The organism is Neisseria sp. HMSC31F04, assembly GCF_001807735.1.
In the GTDB taxonomy this organism is placed as follows: Bacteria; Pseudomonadota; Gammaproteobacteria; order Burkholderiales; family Neisseriaceae; genus Neisseria; species Neisseria elongata.
In genome coordinates, this window is sequence record NZ_KV790824.1 from 17502 (window position 1) to 37485 (window position 19984).

General features: G+C 55.5%; 19 protein-coding genes. 8 read left to right on the forward strand and 11 right to left on the reverse strand.

Annotated features, from left to right (window positions below; translation table 11 throughout):
• Positions 1-31: 31 nt before the first annotated feature.
• The 5 genes from HMPREF3107_RS09505 to HMPREF3107_RS09525 all read right to left on the reverse strand — a co-directional run bounded on the left by HMPREF3107_RS09505 (position 32) and on the right by HMPREF3107_RS09525 (position 4668).
• Complete coding sequence (locus HMPREF3107_RS09505) at positions 32-1078, reverse strand: ABC transporter permease subunit (protein ID WP_070455103.1); 1047 nt, start codon at positions 1076-1078, stop codon at positions 32-34.
• 28 nt (positions 1079-1106) lie between these two features.
• The gene (locus HMPREF3107_RS09510; protein ID WP_070455104.1) at positions 1107-1310 is read right to left on the reverse strand and encodes a DUF2788 domain-containing protein; all 204 of its coding nucleotides are present in this window, start codon (positions 1308-1310) and stop codon (positions 1107-1109) included.
• 132 nt (positions 1311-1442) lie between these two features.
• Complete coding sequence (metZ, locus tag HMPREF3107_RS09515) at positions 1443-2612, reverse strand: O-succinylhomoserine sulfhydrylase (protein ID WP_070455105.1); 1170 nt, start codon at positions 2610-2612, stop codon at positions 1443-1445.
• A gap of 135 nt (positions 2613-2747) precedes the next feature.
• Positions 2748-3425 carry a lipoprotein-releasing ABC transporter ATP-binding protein LolD gene (gene lolD / locus HMPREF3107_RS09520; RefSeq protein ID WP_070455106.1) on the reverse strand — a complete coding sequence of 226 codons (678 nt, stop codon included), beginning with the start codon at positions 3423-3425 and terminating at the stop codon, positions 2748-2750.
• The gene (locus HMPREF3107_RS09525; protein WP_070455119.1) at positions 3418-4668 is read right to left on the reverse strand and encodes a lipoprotein-releasing ABC transporter permease subunit; all 1251 of its coding nucleotides are present in this window, start codon (positions 4666-4668) and stop codon (positions 3418-3420) included. The genes lolD and HMPREF3107_RS09525 overlap by 8 nt, the downstream gene beginning before the upstream one ends.
• A 167-nt stretch (positions 4669-4835) precedes the next feature.
• On the opposite strand from HMPREF3107_RS09525, the gene ttcA reads away from it, so the two are divergent.
• Positions 4836-5771 carry a tRNA 2-thiocytidine(32) synthetase TtcA gene (gene ttcA, locus HMPREF3107_RS09530; RefSeq protein ID WP_070455107.1) on the forward strand — a complete coding sequence of 312 codons (936 nt, stop codon included), beginning with the start codon at positions 4836-4838 and terminating at the stop codon, positions 5769-5771.
• 176 nt (positions 5772-5947) lie between these two features.
• On the opposite strand, the gene HMPREF3107_RS09535 is transcribed toward ttcA, so the two are convergent.
• From HMPREF3107_RS09535 to gyrA, 3 genes are all read right to left on the reverse strand, one after another.
• Complete coding sequence (locus HMPREF3107_RS09535; protein ID WP_070455108.1) at positions 5948-6736, reverse strand: TrmH family RNA methyltransferase; 789 nt, start codon at positions 6734-6736, stop codon at positions 5948-5950.
• A 286-nt stretch (positions 6737-7022) separates the two neighbouring features.
• Positions 7023-8300: an O-acetylhomoserine aminocarboxypropyltransferase/cysteine synthase family protein gene (locus HMPREF3107_RS09540; protein WP_070455109.1), complete on the reverse strand. Its 1278-nt coding sequence runs from the start codon at positions 8298-8300 to the stop codon at positions 7023-7025.
• An 88-nt stretch (positions 8301-8388) separates the two neighbouring features.
• The gene (gyrA, locus tag HMPREF3107_RS09545) at positions 8389-11154 is read right to left on the reverse strand and encodes a DNA gyrase subunit A (RefSeq protein ID WP_070455110.1); all 2766 of its coding nucleotides are present in this window, start codon (positions 11152-11154) and stop codon (positions 8389-8391) included.
• A gap of 528 nt (positions 11155-11682) precedes the next feature.
• On the opposite strand from gyrA, the gene HMPREF3107_RS09550 reads away from it, so the two are divergent.
• A complete protein-coding gene (locus HMPREF3107_RS09550) occupies positions 11683-11898 on the forward strand; it encodes a hypothetical protein (protein WP_070455111.1) in 216 nt (71 codons plus the stop codon).
• Entirely contained in the window at positions 11870-12295 is a 426-nt protein-coding gene (locus tag HMPREF3107_RS09555) for a low molecular weight protein tyrosine phosphatase family protein (RefSeq protein WP_246828626.1), read from the forward strand. Before HMPREF3107_RS09550 ends, HMPREF3107_RS09555 begins: the two co-directional genes overlap by 29 nt.
• Before the next feature lie 92 nt (positions 12296-12387).
• Here the strand turns inward: HMPREF3107_RS09555 and HMPREF3107_RS09560 are convergent, their stop codons facing one another.
• Together HMPREF3107_RS09560 and HMPREF3107_RS09565 are read right to left on the reverse strand one after the other, a co-directional pair.
• Positions 12388-12927, reverse strand: coding sequence for a C40 family peptidase (locus HMPREF3107_RS09560; RefSeq protein ID WP_070455120.1), 540 nt, complete (start codon positions 12925-12927; stop codon positions 12388-12390).
• 87 nt (positions 12928-13014) lie between these two features.
• Positions 13015-13980 (reverse strand): PhoH family protein, encoded by a 966-nt coding sequence (locus tag HMPREF3107_RS09565; RefSeq protein WP_070455112.1) that lies wholly within the window; start codon positions 13978-13980, stop codon positions 13015-13017.
• 177 nt (positions 13981-14157) lie between these two features.
• Between HMPREF3107_RS09565 and folK the strand changes: the two genes are divergently transcribed.
• The 4 genes from folK (at position 14158) to mutM (ending at position 17097) form a co-directional block, all read left to right on the forward strand.
• Positions 14158-14655 (forward strand): 2-amino-4-hydroxy-6-hydroxymethyldihydropteridine diphosphokinase, encoded by a 498-nt coding sequence (gene folK, locus HMPREF3107_RS09570; RefSeq protein WP_070455113.1) that lies wholly within the window; start codon positions 14158-14160, stop codon positions 14653-14655.
• 111 nt (positions 14656-14766) lie between these two features.
• Positions 14767-15417 (forward strand): deoxynucleoside kinase, encoded by a 651-nt coding sequence (locus HMPREF3107_RS09575; protein ID WP_040666530.1) that lies wholly within the window; start codon positions 14767-14769, stop codon positions 15415-15417.
• A gap of 6 nt (positions 15418-15423) precedes the next feature.
• On the forward strand, positions 15424-16212 hold the full coding sequence (gene panB, locus HMPREF3107_RS09580) for a 3-methyl-2-oxobutanoate hydroxymethyltransferase (RefSeq protein WP_070455114.1): 789 nt from the start codon (positions 15424-15426) through the stop codon (positions 16210-16212).
• Positions 16213-16275: 63 nt separating this feature from the next.
• Positions 16276-17097: a bifunctional DNA-formamidopyrimidine glycosylase/DNA-(apurinic or apyrimidinic site) lyase gene (gene mutM, locus HMPREF3107_RS09585; protein WP_070455115.1), complete on the forward strand. Its 822-nt coding sequence runs from the start codon at positions 16276-16278 to the stop codon at positions 17095-17097.
• A gap of 95 nt (positions 17098-17192) precedes the next feature.
• Here mutM and HMPREF3107_RS09590 read toward each other — a convergent pair whose 3' ends face one another.
• A complete protein-coding gene (locus HMPREF3107_RS09590; protein WP_070455116.1) occupies positions 17193-17582 on the reverse strand; it encodes a RidA family protein in 390 nt (129 codons plus the stop codon).
• A gap of 382 nt (positions 17583-17964) precedes the next feature.
• On the opposite strand from HMPREF3107_RS09590, the gene HMPREF3107_RS09595 reads away from it, so the two are divergent.
• Positions 17965-18786 carry an HpcH/HpaI aldolase/citrate lyase family protein gene (locus tag HMPREF3107_RS09595; protein WP_070455117.1) on the forward strand — a complete coding sequence of 274 codons (822 nt, stop codon included), beginning with the start codon at positions 17965-17967 and terminating at the stop codon, positions 18784-18786.
• Positions 18787-19984 lie beyond the last annotated feature (1198 nt).

Below are 19984 nucleotides of genomic sequence, written 5' to 3' on the forward strand. Positions count from 1 at the left end.
AAAACGGCTTTCAGACGGCCTGAATGCAGATTCAGCGGCCGCTGCCGAAATGGATGCGCGGATCGGCCCAGGCGTAGGACAAATCGGTCAGCAGGCGGGCGGTCAGGCCCATCAGGGTGAAGACGTAGAGCGTGCCCATCACGACTGGGTAGTCGCGTTTGAGTACCGCTTCGTAGGACAACAGTCCGAGCCCGTCGAGGGAAAACAGGGTTTCAATCAGCAGGCTGCCGGTGAAAAACGCACCGATGAAGGCGGCCGGAAAGCCGGTAATCAGCGGAATCATGGCGTTGCGGAAGATGTGTTTGAACAGGATTTTCCGTTCGGGCAGGCCTTTGGCGCGGGCGGTATAGACGTATTGGCGGCGGATTTCTTCGAGGAAGACGTTTTTGGTTAAAACGGTGGTAACGGCCAGGCTGCCGGCAACGGATGCGGTAACGGGCAGGGCGATGTGCCAAAGGTAGTCGGCGATTTTTCCCGCAGTGGAGAGTTGGTCCCAGTTGTCGCCCGTCAGCCCGCCTTGCGGAAACCAGGCGAAGAAGCTGCCGCCGCCGAACAACACCAGCAGCAACAGGCCGAGCACGAAGGGCGGGATGGTGTAGCCGACGAGGATGACGAGGCCGGTCAGGGTATCGAAGCGGCTGCCGTCGCGCACGGCTTTCATGATGCCCAACGGGATGCAGATGAGGTAGGTGAGGAAGAAGGTCCACAGGCCGAGGCTCATGGAAACGGGCAGCTTCTGGCGGATGAGTTCGGCCACGGTTTCGTGGTGGAAGAAGCTGTTGCCGAGGTCGAAGCGGGCAAAACGCGCCAGCATTTCGCCGAAGCGGGTCAGCGGCGGTTTGTCGAAACCGTAGAGGGCGTTGAGGGCGGCGATGTCGTCGGCACTCAGGCGCGTGCGGCCTGCCGCGCTGCCGCCGCCCGATGCCGCTTCCGCCGCCGCACCGCTGCCGGAAAGTTCCGCCATCAGCTGTTCCACCGGCCCGCCGGGCACGAATTGGATAATCAGGAAGGTGAGCGCGAGTATGCCGAGCAGGGTGGGAATCAGCAAAAGCAGGCGTTTGAGCAGATAGGGCAGCATGGGCGGTATTCCTCAGGCCGTCTGAAAATTATTTTTTCATCAAAAAGCCGATTAACAGCTCTTTGAACAGGAAACCGAATACGCCCAGCCCGAGGACGAAGAACAGGATGAACATGCCGAACTTGCCCGCATTCGATTTTTTGCCGAGGTCGTAAACGATGAAGCCGAGGAAGATGACGAGTACGGTGAGGCCGATTTTCATGGCCCATGCGGAGAATTGTGCTTCAGTCATGCGCTTTTCCTTTTGATGTTTTGTGTTTGTTTCGTTGCGTGGCCGCCGGACGGAGGGCTTGGGGACATTCTTTCCGGTTTGCCGCCCGTTTGTTTTTCAGACGGCCTCCTAAAGAGGCCGTCTGAAAACGGCTTATGCCATTGCCTGCGCCAAATCGGCAATCAGGTCGTCGGCGTGTTCCAGGCCGACGGAGATGCGCAGCAGGCCTTCGCGGATGCCTGCGGCGTATTTCGCTTCGGGCTGCATTTTGCCGTGGGTGGTCGTCCACGGGTGCGTGATGGTGGAGCGCACGTCGCCCAAGTTGGCGGTTTTGGAGAAGATTTTAACGCTGTCGAGCAGTTTCCATGCGGCTTCCTGCCCGCCCCGGACTTCAAACGCCAAGACGATGCCGCCTCCGGACTGCTGTTTTTTCACCAATTCGGCCTGCGGGTGGTCGGCGAAGCCGGAATGGTAAACGCGCTCGATCTGCGGCTGCCGCCGCAGCCATCCGGCGATTTTTTCGGCATTGGCACATTGCTGTGCGATACGCAGCGGCAGGGTTTCCACGCCGCTGAGCAGTACCCAGGCATGAAACGGCGCCATCGACATGCCGCAGGCGTTCATGTAAACCTGTACCTGCTGCATCAGTTCGGTGCGTCCGACCACCACGCCGCCCTGCACCCTGCCCTGCCCGTCTATCGCCTTGGTGGCGGAGTGTACCGACAAGTCTGCGCCGAATTTCAGCGGCTGCTGCAAAATCGGGGTCAGGAAGCTGTTGTCCACCACCAGCAGCGCGCCCGCCTGATGGGCGATGTCGGCCAGCTGTTCCAAATCGGCCACTTCGTTGAGCGGGTTGGACGGGGTTTCGAGGAACAGCATTTTGGTGTTCGGGCGCACGGCGGCGCGCCATTCGTCCAAATCGGTTTGCGAAACAAAGCTGATTTCGATGCCGAAGCGGGCGATGTGGTTGTTCAGCAGGCCCATGGTGGTGCCGAACAGGCTGCGGCTGCAAATCAGGTGGTCGCCCGCGCTGAGGAAGGTCAGCAGGGCGGCATTGATGGCGGCCATGCCGGTGGAAGTGGCCACGGCCGCCTCGCCGCCTTCCAAAATGGCGATGCGTTTGGCGAAGGCGGCGGTGGTGGGATTGGCGGTGCGGCTGTAGGTAAAGCCGGCCTTCTCACCTTTGAAGAGTGCTGCTCCGTCGGCTGCGCTGTCAAACATGAAGCTGCTGGTGATAAACAGTGCCTGGTTGTGTTCGTTGTAGCCGGTTTGCTCTTTCGCGCCCCGGATGGCCAAGGTTTCCGGATGGAGTTCACCATTCATATTCTGATTCCAATGTGAAGTTCGGTAAAGAGCGCATTTTGCGCCTGTTCAGGGACAGTTTCAAGCATTGAGGCCGTCTGAAAACGCCTTTGCCGGACGGAAAGTTCGTTTTCAGACGGCCTGGGGCTTGCCGGTTCAGTCCGACAGCGCGCCGTCGGTCATGTTCAATACGCGGTCGAAACGGGCGGCCATTTCGTCGTCGTGAGTGACCACCACCAGTGCGGTGCCGAGTTCCTGCTTCAGTTCCATCATCATGTCGAGGATGTTGAGGGCGTTTTTGCGGTCGAGGTTGCCGGTCGGCTCGTCGGCCAGCAGGCAGGCCGGGTCGGTAACCAGCGCGCGGGCGATGGCGGCGCGTTGGCGTTCGCCGCCCGAAAGTTCGCCCGGCCGGTGCAGCACGCGGTTTTTCAGGCCGACTTTTTCCAGCATCAGCAACGCCCGTTCCCGCGCCTGTTCTTTCGGGCGTTTGCCGATTAGAAGGGGCATCATCACGTTTTCCAAGGCGGAAAATTCGGGCAGCAGGTGGTGGAACTGATAAACGAAGCCGAGATATTGGTTTCTCAGCCCGCTCAATTGCTTCTGACTCAACTGGGACAAGTCCTGCCCCATCAAGGAAACACGGCCGGAAGTCGGTTTGTCCAGCCCGCCCAAGATGTGCAGCAGGGTGGATTTTCCGCTGCCCGACGCGCCGACGATGCCTATACTTCGGCCTTTGTCCACCTGCAGGGTCAGGTTGTCCAACACCTGAACGTTCAGTTGTCCGTCGTAATAATTTTTACAGACGGCCTCGCAAGCCAATATGGTGTTACTCATAACGCAAAGCCTCCGCAGGTTCGGTTCTCGCCGCACGCCAGCTCGGATAAAGCGTTACCAGCAGCGACAGGCCGAGGGAAATGGCGACAACCGCCGCCACGTCGCTCCAAAGGACGTGCGAGGGCAGATAGTCGAGGAAATATACTTTTGATTCGATCAACTTGCGCCCCTGCAGGTTTTCCACCCATTTCAGGATGTCGCCGATATTCACCGCCAGCAACAGGCCGAGTACGGTGCCGATGGCCGTGCCGATTAAACCCAGCAGCGTGCCTTGGACAAAAAATATCTTCATGATGCCCGAAGGCGGCATACCCTGCGTGCGTAAAATGGCGATTGCCGACTGCTTTTCGGTAACGGTCATAATCAGGGTGGAAATCAGGTTGATCGACGCCACCAGGCTGATGAAGAACATCACGACGAACAGCATTTTCTTTTCCAATTCCACGGCATTGAAATACGATTGGTTGCTGAACGTCCAATCGCGCGCCCACACGCGGTCGGCCGCATCGGCCGGCAGGAGCTTGGGCACGACGGCCGGTGCGTTTTGCGGATCGGCCAGTTTCAGACGCAGGCCGGCAAAACCGCCTTCAAAGCGGTAGAGCGTCCGTGCGTCTTCGATATGGGTCAGCGTCAGCGTATTGTCCAATTCGTAGAGGCCGGTCTTCACCACGCCCACTACGTTGAACTGCTTCAGCCTCGGCACCACGCCGGCGGGCGTAACGTTGCCTTCGGGCGTAATCACCGTTACCTTGCCGCCCACTTCCGCGCCCAGTTCGTTGGCCAATTCCTGGCCGAGGATGATGTCGAACTCGCCCGGTTTCAAATCTTCAAATTTGCCGGCCGTCATTTTCTTCCAATAATCGACGACCTGCTTCTCTTCTTGCGGGTCTATGCCGCGCACCTGCACGCCGCGCACCACGCCGTTGTTGGCCAAAAGCGCCTGGTCGGCGATATAGGGGGCGGAGCCGAGCACGTCCTTATTGCCCGCCACCATTTTGCGCAAATCCTGCCAGCTGCCGCCGTTTTCCGTATCGTAAAAGCCGATTTCGGCATGCGGTGCGACGCTGAACAATTGGCTGCGCACGTCTTTCTGAAAGCCGTTTACCACCGACAGAACCACAATCAGCGCCATCACGCCGATGGCGATGCCGATGATGGAAATAATGCCGATAAACGACATAAAGCCGCTGCGTTTTTTCGCCCGCAAATAGCGCAGGCCTATCCATGTTTCTAAAGAAATCATCGTTTGTTTGCGGTTTCCGGAAAAAATAAAGGCCGCATTGTACCGCAAAAGGCCGTCTGAAAGCCGTCCTTCCGCCCGATAGTTGCCGCATCCTTTTCAGACGGCCTCAAAGCGGGGCGTTTCCGCTATAATCGCGCCCCAACCGAAAACAAGCCGAAATACAGACAATGTCCAACAAACCGAAACACGAACACGAAGCAAACAAACTGCAAAAACGCCTGCGCCACGCTGTCGGCGACGCGATTAACGATTTCAACATGATTGAGCCGGGCGACAAAATCATGGTCTGCCTCTCCGGCGGCAAAGACAGCTACGCCCTATTAGACATCCTGCGCCAGCTCCAAGCCAGCGCGCCGATTGATTTCGAACTGGTTGCCGTCAATCTCGACCAAAAGCAGCCCGGTTTCCCCGAAGAAGTGCTGCCGACCTATCTTGAAAGCATAGGTGTGCCGTACAAAATCGTCGAAGAAGATACCTACTCCACCGTCAAACGCGTATTGGACGAAGGCAAAACGACTTGTTCATTATGCAGCCGCCTGCGCCGCGGCATCCTCTACCGCACGGCAAAAGAATTAGGCTGCACCAAAATCGCCTTGGGACACCACCGCGACGACATCCTCGCCACCTTGTTTTTAAACATGTTTTACGGCGGCAAACTCAAAGCCATGCCGCCCAAGCTGGTGAGCGATAACGGCGAACACATCGTCATCCGCCCGCTGGCGTATGTGAAAGAAAAAGATTTGATTAAATACGCCGAACTGAAACAATTCCCGATTATCCCGTGCAACCTCTGCGGCTCGCAGCCCAACCTGCAACGCCAAGTCATCGGCGACATGATGCGCGATTGGGACAAACGCTTCCCCGGCCGTATCGAATCCATGTTCTCCGCCCTGCAAAACGTCGTCCCTTCACACCTCGCCGATACCGAACTTTTCGATTTCGCCGGCTTGAAACGCGGCCAAAACCTCAAGCACGGCGGCGATTTGGCCTTTGACAGCGAAACCCTGCCCGCCCGTTTCGACAGTGGGGAAGACGAAGACAGCATCAGCCTCGCCAAACCGCGCAAAGTCATTAACATCCTCGACAGCCGCCCGAAAAATTAAACGGCAGCCGTTAAATATCAAAAGGCCGTCTGAAAACCCGACATTCCGTCAAACGGGTTTTCAGACGGCCTTTGTTTTTTGTTTTTGATGTGATTGGGGGGGGCGAACCCCGCTTCATCGGCAATAGCGGCAATGGAACATATGCCGCCCTACTCGGCCATACTTTTCAGACGGCCTCACTCCGCCGCAGGCAAACGCTGGCGCATTTGCTCGAACAGGCACACCGTAGCCGCCATGGCGACGTTGAGCGATTCGGTGTCACCGGCCATCGGGATTTTAACCGTCTGGTCCGCAACCCGGCGCATTTCGGCACTGACGCCCGCCCCTTCGTTGCCGAACAGCCAGCCGCAGGGGTCGCGCAAATCCAAACCGTACAGGCCGCACGCGCGTTCGTCGAGCGCAGTGGCCAGCAGCGGCGGACGGTAGCCCTGCCGCCAAACAGCCAAATCGGTATCGGGATGCAGCGTCAGCAGGAAATGCGCCCCCATGGCCGCACGCAGGACTTTCGGCGACCACACATCGGCACAATCCGCACCGAGCACGATGTCGCGCACGCCCGAAGCGGCCGCGCTGCGCAAAATGGTGCCGATATTGCCGGGGTCCTGCACCCGCTCCAGCACGACGCAGTCGCCGTCTTCCGGCAGTTTTGCGGCGGACGGCAGCTTAATCAGCGCGACGATATTTCCGCCCTCCCCCAATCCGGTCAGCCTGCCCAGCATCGGCGCGGCGACGGAAACGGTTTTTTCAGACGGCATCCGTTGCAGCAATGCCGATATTTCGGCATCTTCCAAACGGTTTTCCGCCACATACACGCATTCCGGCCTGCCGCCTGCGTTCAAAAAGGCTTCCAAAAGGTGCGTACCTTCGAGCAGGGTTTGGCCGAAAGCGCGCCGTTTGGCGGTGGAGGCAGCGAGTTTGGCCAGATGTTTGATCCGGCTGTTTTGGGCAGAGGCAATGTGTTCCATAGTATGGGCGGAAGTCGGTCGGGAGGTGGATAAAAACAGGCTGCCGAAGCGGCAGGCGGATAAACGGCTGTTCGGTCGTTTAGCCGCATTTCGGTTCAAAGGAACGGCCTTTCAGATGCCTAAGCATCCGAATCATCCGTTCGGCACGATTTGTATCTATGGGGGTGCTTTATCGAGGCCGCCTGAAAACCGGTATTGCCCAAATGGGGAAAGGGTTTTCAGACGGCCTCTTAATAATAGGGGCGGCAACTTGGCAGTTTTTGCGCCTAAATATTACTGCTGCCCGCTATACCCGTGCCGCTTCCAATGCCTGCGCCAAGTCGGCAAGCAAATCGTCGATATGCTCGATGCCCACGCTCAGGCGTACCATATCGGGACTGACACCCGCTGCGGCAAGTTCGGTATCGTCAAGCTGGCGGTGGGTAGTGGTGGCGGGATGGGTGGCAAGCGATTTGGCATCGCCGATATTCACCAAGCGCAGGAAGAGTTGCAGTGCGTCGATGAATTTCGCACCGGCTTCGCGTCCGCCTTTAATGCCGAAACTCAGCAAACCGGAGGCTTTGCCGCCGTAGTCGCGGTCGATTAAGTTTTTGTACGGGCTGTCAGGTAAGGCGGGATAGTTTACCCATTCGACCTGCGGGTGTTTCTTTAAGAATTCGGCTACTTTCAAGGCGTTTTCACAATGACGCTCCATGCGCAGGGCGAGGGTTTCCAAACCTTGCAGCAGTAAAAACGCGCTGTGCGGCGATAAGGCGGCACCGGTATTGCGCAGCGGGACGACGCGGGCGCGGGCAATGTAGGCGGCCGCACCAAAATGTTCGCAGTAGTTTACTCCGTGGTAGGACGGGTCCGGCTGGTTGAAGGTTCGGTCAAAACGCGGATTACCTGCCCATTGGAATTTGCCGCCGTCGATAATGGCACCGCCAATCGTTGTGCCGTGGCCGCCGATGTATTTAGTCAAGGATTGGATAACGATGTCGGCACCGTGTTCGATGGGACGGAACAGCGTGGGCGTAGCGACGGTGTTGTCCACCATCAGTGGCAGCCCTTGAGCGTGTGCGGCTTGGGCGAATGCCTGAATATCGACGACATTGATGGCGGGATTGCCGATAGATTCGCAATACACCAGTTTGGTCCGGCTGTCGGTATTGGCGGCGATTTCTTCGGGTTTGGCAGGATCGATAAAGCGCACTTCTATGCCTTGGCGCGGCAGGCTGTGGGCAAAGAAATTGTATGTGCCGCCGTAGAGGGTTTTGGTTGCGATGATGTTGTCGCCTGCTTCAACCAATGTTTGAACGGCATAGGTAATCGCCGCCATACCGCTGGCAACAGCCAATGCGGCAATGCCTCCTTCCAAACGGGCGACACGCTCTTCTAAAACGGCGGTGGTCGGATTCATCATACGGGTGTAGATATTGCCCGCAACGTCAAGGTTAAACAGGTCTGCGCCATGCTGCGTGTTGTCGAAAGTGTAGGAAGTGGTTTGGTAAATCGGGACGGCAGCGGATTTGGTGGTCGGCTCGGGTTGATAGCCTGCGTGTAGGGCGATAGTTTCCCGTTTCATCTGAATATCCTTGTAGTAAATTAAACGTTGATAAATAGAGGCCGTCTGAAAAAACGTAGATTGTTTTTCAGACGGCCTGTTTCTTGCTTTATTGCGGTGTATTGTCTTCTGTCGTTACGTTTGCCTCGGTAGTATTTTCTTCACCTGAAGCTGACGCGTCTTCCGGCTCTTCAGCTACCCGCTCGAGGCTGACCAGTTGCTCGCCTTCGTCCAGATTAATCAGGCGAACGCCTGCTGCGGCGCGGCCGGTTTCGCGGATTTGTTCGACTTTGGTGCGGATGAGGACGCCGCCGCTGGTAATCAGCATCAGGTCATCGGTTTCACTGACCAAGGTTGCGGCGACCAAATCGCCGTTGCGCTCGCCGGTGTTGATGGCGATATTGCCTTGTCCGCCTTTGTTTTTACGGCTGTAATCGGCAATCGGGGTACGTTTGCCGTAGCCGTTGGCGGTGGCGGTCAGCACTTGCAAATCGCTTTGAGCGGCTTCGGGGGCGAAAGTAATCAGGCTGACGATTTTGCCGTCGGCAGGCAGGCGCATACCGCGTAAGCCGCCGCTGCCGCGACCGGACGGACGGACGCCGTGTTTGCCGCTTGGCAGGGCATTTTCGTTGTCGGCGGTTTCGTCTTCGAGGTCGTCTGAAATTTCGGTTTCGATGTCGGCATCTTCCGCTTCGTCGTTGCCGGATTTTTCCCAGTATTCGTTGAAGCGGATGGCTTTGCCCAAGTTGGAGAACAGCATGATGTCGTCCGAGCCGCTGGTTTGCGCGGCGCCGACGAGGTAGTCGCCTTCTTTGAGCGCGATGGCTTTGATGCCTTGGCTGCGGACGTTTTTGAAGGCGGAAAGCTGGACTTTTTTCACCATGCCTTGCGCGGTGGCGAAAAAGACGTATTGGTCTTCGGGGAATTCGCGCACGGCGAGGATGGCGCTGACTTTTTCGCCTTCTTCCAACTGGATGACGTTGTTAATCGGACGGCCGCGGCTGTTGCGTCCGCCTTCGGGCAGTTTGTAAACCTTAATCCAGTGACACTTGCCGAGGTTGGTGAAACACATCAAATAGTCATGCGTGTTCGCAACGAACAGGGTTTCGATGAAGTCTTCATCTTTGGTGGCCGCCGCTTGTTTGCCGCGTCCGCCGCGACGCTGCGCCTGATAGTCAGTAGTCGGCTGGGTTTTGATATAGCCGCCGTGGGTCAGGGTAACGACCATTTCGCGTTGCGGAATCAAATCTTCATCGGCAATGTCGCCGCCGAACGGGTTGATTTCGCTGCGGCGTTCGTCGCCGAAATTGGTTTTGGTTTCTTCCAATTCTTCGCGGATGATTTGGGTGATGCGTTCCGGTTTCGCCAAAATGTCCAAATAGTCGATGATTTTTGCCATGATGGTTTTGTAGTCGCCGACAATTTCTTCTTGGTCGAGGCCGGTCAGGTTGCGCAGGCTCATGCGCAGGATGGCGTCGGCCTGGATTTCGCTCAGATAATAGCCTTGTTCCTGTAAGCCGAGGTTGGCGGGCAGGCCTTCGGGGCGTGCCATGCGCAGGTCGAGGTCGGTACGGCTCAACATATCTTCCACCAAACCGCTTCGCCATGCGCGGGACAGCAGTTTTTCTTTGGCTTCAGGCGCGTCGGCGGATTCTTTAATCAACCGAATCATCTCGTCGATATTGGACAGGGCGACGGCTTTACCTTCGGCGATATGGCCTTCATGACGCGCTTTTTTCAGGCGGAACAGGGTGCGGCGGGTAACGACTTCGCGACGGTGGCGCAGGAATTCCGACAAAATTTGTTTCAGGTTCAACAGGCGCGGCTGACCGTCAACCAAGGCGACCATGTTGATGCCGAAGCTGTCTTGAAGCTGGGTGAGTTTGTAGAGCTGGTTTAAAACGACTTCGGCGTTTTCATTGCGTTTCAATTCGATAACGACGCGCATACCGGATTTGTCGGATTCGTCGCGCAGGTCGGATACGCCTTCCAATGTTTTTTCGCGCACCAACTCGCCGATTTTTTCCACCAGCTTGGCTTTGTTCACCTGATACGGAATTTCGTCGATGATGATGGCTTCGCGTTCGCCGTTTTTGCCTATGGGTTCGATATGGGTTTTACCGCGCATGACGACGCGGCCGCGGCCGGTTTTATAGCCTTCGCGCACGCCGCTCAAGCCGTAGATGGTTGCGCCGGTTGGGAAATCGGGGGCTTGCAGGATGTTAATTAATTCGTCGATTTCGGTTTCGGGTTCATCCAAAAGACGCAGACAGGCGTTGATGGTGTCGGTGAGGTTGTGCGGCGGAATGTTGGTCGCCATGCCGACGGCGATACCGGACGAACCGTTGACCAACAGCGCGGGAAAGCGGGTCGGCAACACCAGCGGCTCGTGTTCGCTGCCGTCGTAATTCGGGCCGAAATTGACGGTTTCTTCTTCGATGTCCGCCAGCATTTCGTGGGCGATTTTCGCCATGCGGATTTCGGTATAACGCATCGCCGCGGCGCCGTCACCGTCAACCGAACCAAAGTTGCCCTGACCGTCGATTAAGACGTAGCGCATCGAGAAATCCTGCGCCATGCGCACGATGGTGTCGTAAACCGCGGAATCGCCGTGCGGATGGTATTTACCGATGACGTCGCCGACGATACGCGCCGATTTTTTGTAGGCGGCGTTCCAGTTGTTTTTGAGCTCGTGCATGGCGTAAAGCACGCGGCGGTGCACCGGCTTCAAACCGTCGCGCACATCGGGCAGCGCGCGGCCGACAATCACGCTCATGGCGTAATCGAGATAGCTTTTGCGCATTTCGTCTTCAAGGCTGACGGGCAGGGTTTCGAGTGCGAATTTATGGTCGTTGCGGATAGTTGCGTCGGTCATGGTTGAATTTTATAAAAGAAATTTCGCCGAATTTTAACATAAATGTATAGGGGGTGTCGTCCCAGGCAAGCGGGGCAGCTGTCTTTTAAAGCGGGTTCATTCAACTTCCGCCACGGTAGTACGGCATCCCATCTCAAGGGAAATAAATTTCTAAGCTAATGAAACATTAAGAAAATCACGCCCTATTACCCATAATGGCTGCCCCCGCTTTATTTTCCGTTCGACCGTCCTACCGATTGTTTCCAAATAAAAATCGAAACTTTTACCTTACTATCGTCCATACGCTGCCGATGTTCACTCAATCACGCCTAATTATTTGTAATATTTGCTCTTTATATACCAAAGGCCGTCTGAAAACATTCGGGATGGTTTTCAGACGGCCTTTAACCAACTCTGCAAACCGGTTACTGGTACAAACGATAAACTTTCGCTATAATCCCGTTTTCATTATTTATTGCCGAACAACCGGATACATAAAAAATCGCGGCTGCTGAACCCGATTTTCGAAACAAAGTTAGAAAGCAGATAATGGACAATCTAGACCGAAGCCGCAGCCGTGCATGGCGGCGGCATCAGAACCAACGCCCCAGCCATCGCGTACACGGCAAAAACCCTTTTGAGGGCAAGCCCGAGAAAAAGTGGGATTTGATGTATTTCCGCAGGAATAAAGTCAAGCGCGCGCAAAAACTGGGCTTTGTTTACCCCTTCAGGCAGCATGAATTTGAAGCCGAATGGTTTGATTAACTTAAAAAACACATTTCGATTTCATCGAGATGATTTTCACGAGGCGGATATTTTTCCGCCTTTTTTAATTTCTATTAACGCACTTTTTATTTGCAGCCGCAACCAATGGCGCAGCCCCACTGCTGAGCTTGTGTTTCGCCGTTACCCGAATGTTCAAACCCGTTCCGCGGGCACAAGCCCCAATGCGCGGCGCACTGTTTCTGCTGCCGACATCGCATGGGCGGATAAGGTTTTTGTTATGGAGCAAAAGCACAAAAACCGCCTGTCGGCACAGTTCCCCCGCGCTTTGCGGCACAAAGAAATCATCGTATTGGATATTCCTGATGATTACCGCTATATGGACGAAGATTTGATTGGGATATTGAAGGAAAGTGTCGAACATTATTTGCCCAAATAGCAAATATGTTGAAAACAAAAGGCCGTCTGAAACACGCGACATGGTTTTAACTTCGTTGAAACTGCGTTTTCAGACGGCCTTTTGCTGCGGAATTAAAAAAACGTGCCCGCCTTGACCAACCGTTGCGCGTAATACGGCTTGCTCAGGCTTTCGGTCTGCACCGTGCTGCCGGAACGGGGGGCGTGAAGGAATTTTCCGCCGCCCAAGTAAAGGCCGACGTGCGAAATGCCCGAGCCGGAGGTGTTGAAAAATACCAAATCGCCGGTTTGCAGGTCGCGCGTGCTGATGGTGCGGCTGGCGGCGGCCATATCGCGCGAACTGCGCGGCAGGTTCACGCCGAGGGCGTTTTTGTAAACATATTGGATCATGCCGCTGCAATCGAATCCGGTATCGGTGCTGCCGCCCCAGCGGTAGGGTGTGCCGACCAAATCCATGCTGTGCAGCATCAGTTCCTGCCCGCCGGCGATGCGGTTGATGTGGCCGATGCGGATGTTTTTGGGCGTTGTGGCGGCAGCCTGTGGTTTGTGTTTGGTTTTATGGCTGCCGGTTTTGATTTTTCCGCCGCTGCTGCCGCAGGCGGAGAGTCCGAATGCGGCGGCAGCCAGCAGTATGAGCAATGCTTTGTTCTTCATCATTCTTAATCGTTTATTCTTGCATTCAGGCCGTCTGAAGGCGCGGTTTCAACGAAATGAAACTTATCTTCCGGCCAAAATCAGGTTTCAGACGGCCTCTTTGCCCTCTTCCGCCGCTTCGTAGGCTTCAACGATGCGCTGCACCAACGGATGACGCACCACGTCCTCACTGGTAAAGGTGTGGAAATACAGCCCTTCCACATCGCGCAGTTTTTCCTTGGCGTCCTTCAGGCCGGATTTGATGTTTTTCGGCAAGTCGATTTGGCTCAAATCGCCCGTGATGACGGCTTTGGCACCGAAGCCTATGCGGGTCAGGAACATTTTCATTTGTTCGGGCGTGGTGTTTTGCGCCTCGTCCAGAATCACATACGCGCCGTTGAGCGTGCGACCGCGCATATAGGCCAATGGGGCAATTTCTATCAGGCCTTTTTCCAACAGTTTGGTAACGCGGTCGAAACCCATTAAATCGTACAGCGCGTCATACAGCGGGCGCAGGTAGGGATCGACTTTCTGCGTCAGGTCGCCGGGCAGGAACCCCAGTTTTTCGCCTGCCTCGACTGCGGGGCGCACCAGCACGATGCGTTCGATTTGGTGTTTTTCCATCGCATCGACTGCGGAGGCCACCGCCAGATAGGTTTTACCCGTACCAGCAGGGCCCAGCCCGAACACGATGTCGTGGTTCAGCAAGGCGCGGATGTAGCCGTTTTGGCGCGGGGTGCGCCCGCCTATGCTGCCACGTTTGGTTTGCAGGTAGTACTGTTTGTCCTGCCGCTGCTCGGTGTGTTCCGCATCGGCCGTTTTTGCCGCCACGGCCGCCAACTGGATGTCGTCCTCGTTCAAATCCCGGCCCTCGGCCAACCCCGCCAATTCAATCAGCGCACGGCGGCCTGCGTGGGCATAATTTCCGATAAAGGTAAAACGTTCGAAACGTCGGCTGATTTGGATGTCCAAAGCTTTGCCCAATGTGGCAAGATGGGCATCGAGCGGCCCCGTCAGGCGTTGCAGGACCGTGTTGTCCATGTCTTCGAATTGCAGGTGTACGGTGTGGGTCATAACATTAAAAATTTGCAAAAGAATGGCGGTAATATGGACTGTTTACGAGGGAAAATCAAGTTTCACAAATTTCAGACGGCCTTTACAAATTCGGTTTTACCCGACAAAATCTCCCAAGGTTCACAATGGCATTCCTAAACACATCAACCATCCTTTGATTTACCTTCAAAAATATCTATGACCACCCCCGTTACCGCCGTTATCGCCTTCGGCAGCAACCTCGGCGAAAGCACCGACACCATACGCCTCGCCGCCGAACGCCTGTCCCGACACCCCGGCATCGCCTCGCTCCGCCTGTCGCCGCTCTACCGCACCGCACCCGTCGGCTATACCGACCAACCCGACTTCGTCAATGCCGCCGCCCTAATCGAAACCACGCTGGACGCATACGCCCTGCTCTCCTTACTGCATACCGTCGAACAAGATGCCGGGCGCGAACGTAGCTTCCGCAACGCCCCCCGCACCTTAGACTTAGATATCATCGACTACGGCGGCCAAACAAAAGACGACCCCGCCCTCACCCTGCCCCACCCCCGCGCCCACCTGCGCGCCTTCGTCATGCGCCCGCTGGCCGACATCGCACCCGACTACCCGCTGCCCGGACACGGCAGCGCGTGCGATCTGGCAGAAACCTTGGGAACGGACGGCATCGCACCGCTTACAGAGGCCGTCTGAAAACAAAAATCCCACCGAACAAACGGCTTGGTCGCCAAGCGGCAAAAACGTATAATCGCGCCATCCCCAAAACGCGCCGCATCCGGCCAACCACAAATACAGGGAAAACATATGGACTACCAATACATCGTCGTCGAAGGCTCGATCGGCAGCGGCAAATCCGCCCTTGCCCGCAGGCTGGCCGAATATTTCAATGCCCTCTACCTGACGGAAAGCCCCGAAACCAACCCGTTTCTCGACCTGTTCTACCAAAACGCCGCCAACCACGGCCTGGCGACAGAACTGCATTTCCTGATGCGCCGCGCCAAAGCCATCGACATCATCAACGCCGAAGAAACACGCAACGGCCGCGTGGTGGCTGACTTCCTGCTGGAAAAAGACCAAATCTTCGTCCCCGTTGTCTTAGATGACAACCAACAGGCAAACGAACAAAACCTGTTCTGGGAAATCAAACACAAAGTCATGCCCGACATGCCCTTGCCCGACCTCGTCATCTACCTGCAAACAGGCAACGAAGCGGCACAAAGACGCTTGGTTTCCCGCAACGGCGTCGGCGCGCTGAACCTCTTCCCGTCGGGCTACCTGAACCAAATCCACGAAGAATACCGCCGCTTCTTCCACCTTTACGACAACGCCCCTCTGCTGATTGCCAACAACGACGACATGGACTTCACAGACAACGACGACCATTTCGAGCTGCTGCTGCGCACCATCAGCCACATGCAGGGCAACCGCCACTACCTCAACCTGAAAGACAATTAAAACAACATGATTACCGTAAACACACTGAATAAAATGAAGGTCGAAGGCGAAAAAATCGCCATGCTCACCGCCTATGAAGCCAGCTTTGCCGCCCTGATGGACGAAGCGGGCGTGGACGTACTCCTGGTGGGCGACTCCTTGGGCATGACCGTCCAAGGACGCGATTCCACCCTGCCTGTCAGCCTGAACGACATGTGCTACCACACCGCCGCCGTCGCGCGCGGCAGCAAAAACGCCATGATTGTGGCCGACCTGCCCTTCGGCGCATACCAGCAAAGCAAAGAACAGGCCTTCGCCGCCGCCGCCGAACTGATGGCCGCAGGCGCGCATATGGTCAAACTCGAAGGCGGCGTCTGGATGGCCGAAACCACCGAATTCCTGCAACTGCGCGGCATCCCCGTTTGCGCCCACATCGGCCTCACCCCCCAGTCCGTCCATGCCTTCGGCGGCTACAAAGTCCAAGGCAAAGGCGACAAAGCGCAAGCCCTGCTCAACGACGCCGTTGCCCACGAAAAAGCCGGCGCCGCCATCATCCTGATGGAGTGCGTGCCTGCCGAATTGGGCAAGCGGGTAACACAAACCGTCTCATGCCCCACCATCGGCATAGGCGCGGGCGTCGATTGCGACGGACAGGTTTTGGTCATGCACGACATGCTCGGCATCTTCCCCGGCAAAACCGCCAAATTCGTCAAAAACTTCATGTCCGGCCGGCCCGACATCCAATCCGCCGTCAGAGCCTATGTGGAAGCTGTCAAAAACAAAACCTTCCCCGCAGCCGAACACAGCTTCCTCTAAACACTTTCAGACGGCCTCATCCCATCAGGAGGCCGTCTGAAAACATACCAGCACGCAAACATCATGCCCGAACTGCCCGAAGTCGAAACCACCCTGCGCGGCATCGCGCCCCACATCACCGGCAAAACAATCGTCCGCACCACCGTCCGCCAAGCAAAACTGCGCCACCCCGTCCCGCCCGATTTGGACGGCACCCTCAACGGCGAAACCGTCCTGCGCTGCACACGGCGCGCCAAATACCTGCTCGTCCATCTTCCCCAAGGCATCTTGCTCATCCACCTCGGCATGTCCGGCAGCCTGCGCATATTTACCTCCGGCAACATCCCCAACGCAGGAAAACACGACCATGTCGAAATAGAATTTTCAGACGGCACCTTACTGCGCTACCACGACCCGCGCCGTTTCGGCATTGTCTCATGGTATCCCGGCCCGGAAGAAACCCACCCCCTGCTGCAAAACCTCGCGCCCGAACCGCTGGGCAACGGCTTTACCGCCGACTACCTCCACAACGCCCTGAAAAAACGCCGCAGCCCGATAAAAAGCGTATTGATGGACAACAAAACCGTCGTCGGCGTAGGCAACATCTACGCCAACGAAAGCCTGTTTGCCGCCGGCATCGCCCCAAACCGCCCCGCCATGCAAATCAGCCGCAAAGAAGCGGCGGCACTGGTACACCACATCCGCGAAACCCTGCGCCGCGCCATCGAAAAAGGCGGCAGCACCCTGCGCGACTTCGTCGACAGCGAAGGCAAAAGCGGCTACTTCCAACAAGAATACAAAGTCTACGGCCGCCAAGGCCAACCCTGCCTGCAATGCGGCGGCGGCATCGAAAAGACCGTCATCGGCCAACGCGGCACATTCTACTGCCCGAACTGCCAGCACTAAGCCCATTGACTGGCCGCAAAACAAAACACACAGCCGCAAAAAGGCTGTGTGTTTTGTTTCAAGCATAGGCCGATACGGCCTCCATCGGCCAGCCGTCAGGCATTCAATACCAAAACCGCCTCGGCTTCCACCTGAACGCCCTTCGGCAAAGCGGCCACGCCGACCGCCGCACGCGCGGGGAACGGCTGAGAGAAATATTCGGCCATCACTTCATTGAACACAGCAAAATTGCCCAAATCCGTCAGATAAGCATTCAACTTGACCACATCGTCCAGCGAACCGCCGGCAGCCTCCGCCACGGCACGCAGATTTTTAAAAACCTGATGCGCCTCGGCACGGAAATCACCACTGCCAACCACCTCCATCGTTGCCGGGTCGAGCGGAATCTGACCGCTCAAATACACAGTATCCCCCGCCCTGACGGCCTGACTGTACGCACCAATCGCCGAAGGTGCCTGATCACTGTGAATAATCGTTTTACTCATAAAAAACTCCTTTCGCAAAAAGGCAATTATAATCACATTTTTTAACCATCACCGCTAAAAGCACACTGAGGCCGTCTGAAAATCCGCCCGAACCGTGCAGACCGCAACAGTACCCACAAAACGCCGCAGTCTAAAGAACGGTTCAAATCATTCCAAACCACCCTCCCTCCGGAAACGGATACCTTTCAGACGGCCTCCCCTTACATACGGAAACACACCTTCAAATGTCAAAGCACACGCCCGCCGTCCCACCTCACATTTCAGGCGCGGCACCGGCCGTCTGAAAATATAGGCAAAGCAGAAGTGTGGATACATAATGAAAACGGTATAATCCAAACCGGTTCGATTAACAGCAAACAGGCCGTCTGAAAAAGGAAAAAACATGTTGGATCAGCCCATACCGAAAATCTTCCTCTTCGTCCCAGCCACCCAGCCCGACCGCATCCCAAAAGCCTTCGGCATCGGTGCCGACGAAGTCATTGCCGACTGGGAAGACTCCGTCTCGCCTGCCAACAAAGCACAAGCCAGAACTAACATCGCCGACTACTGCGCCACTGCAAACGCCCGCCCGATTTGGCTCCGCATCAACTCCGCAAACAGCACCCATTTCACCGACGACCTCGCCGCCCTGCAAAACCTGCCGGCGGTAAAAGGCATCATCCTGCCGAAAGCCGAACGCCCGGCCGACATCACCTCACTCTACCAAAGCAGCGGCAAACCCGTCATCGCCGTCCTCGAAACGACTTTGGGCATACTCAACCTGCCCCAACTGGCCTTCGCCCACGGCCTGCACGCCCTTTCCTACGGCTGCCTCGACCTGTCCAACAACCTAGGCATCCAAACCGGCACGGCGGCGGCGGACGTATTTTTCAACCGACTGCGCACCGACCTCCTCCTCCACAGCCACCTCAACGGCCTGCGCCCGCCGATTGAAACCGTATTCCCCGATTTTTCCGACAACGAAGGCCTGCGCTCATTTACCGCCTTCTGGCGCGACATGGGCTTCGGCGGCATGCTCTGCATCCACCCCAAACAAGTGGCCGTTACCAAACTGATGTTGCGCCCCTCGGCAGAAACACTCGAATTTGCCGAAAAAGTTTTAACAGAATACGAACAAAACGGCTCACCGGTATTCCAAATAGACGGACAAATGGTCGACATCCCGGTTATCGAACGGGCAAAAAAACTACTGGGCAGGACATAACCCACATATGGCAAAAGGCCGTCTGAACAGACGGCCTTTTATAGTGGATTAACTTTAAACCAGTACGGTGTTGCCTCGCCTTGCCGTACTATCTGTACTGTCTGCACTGTCTGCGACTTCGTCGCCTTGTCCTGATTTAATGGAAAAATTGATAAATTTTCATTGGATGCGCTCGTGAAGATTAATGCCGCCTTAGAGCAACGGATTTCCCCATCCTTTATCCCCAAAGTAAAGCCCGCCATTTCAGACGGCCTTAAGATCAACATTGCATACCCGGCATCCCGATAGTTCGGCTTGTTCCATATCGTCCGGCACTACATCCAGATATTACCATCGCGAATATCCGTATCGAAGAAAACGATTTTGGTGGAAAAAAGAATAAGTCGAAGGATGACTAGACCGCCAAAAAGAAAAACGCCCGATGATGTGATTTGCACCACATTTGCACCAAGCGACACATAACATCATGAAAAATATAAAAACTTTAGTGCGACGGAGAGACACTAACCGATATATTATATATTTGATAAATATAAATATTATTATTTAAAATTTAGAAAATACCAACAAAATTACCAACAGGCTGCTTTGTCCAAGGCAAATTTAGGCGGCCTTGTTGCCCCAATACGACAAAAAAAACCATCCCACTTTATCCACGCTCATCACGCTATATCCCGCATGAAAAATACAGTATAGCCCTACCCTGTCAGGGTTTGGCGAGATTTCCCGTATAGGGCAGGCCGCCGCTTCCGCAAAAGTCAAAAATGTTTCCTGTCAGCAGTCAAAAAAGGCTGTCTGAAAAAACCTCTATAGGCACATAAAAAGCAGCGGTTACCGCGGTTACCTCTATTTAATCTGTTGATTTAAAACGAATAAAAGGTAACCGTTTTTCAAAAGCCCAACGGTTACCAGCGGTTACTTACAAATCTTTTCACGATAACTATATGATTATAAACTGGTAACCGCGGTAACCGCTGGGTAACCGTTTTAAATTGTGTAAACGGTTACCTTTTTTCCCTTTCAAATCAATGAATTTAACAAAGGTAACCGCGGTAACCGCTACTTTTTCATAATTTCCCCTATAGGGATTTCAGGCATTGGGCGCAAAAAAAGCAGGCTTGCGCCTGCTCGGTTTCTAGTATCTATCTGAAAATATAATATATATTCCGAGACCTTTGCAAAATCCCCCCCAAATCCC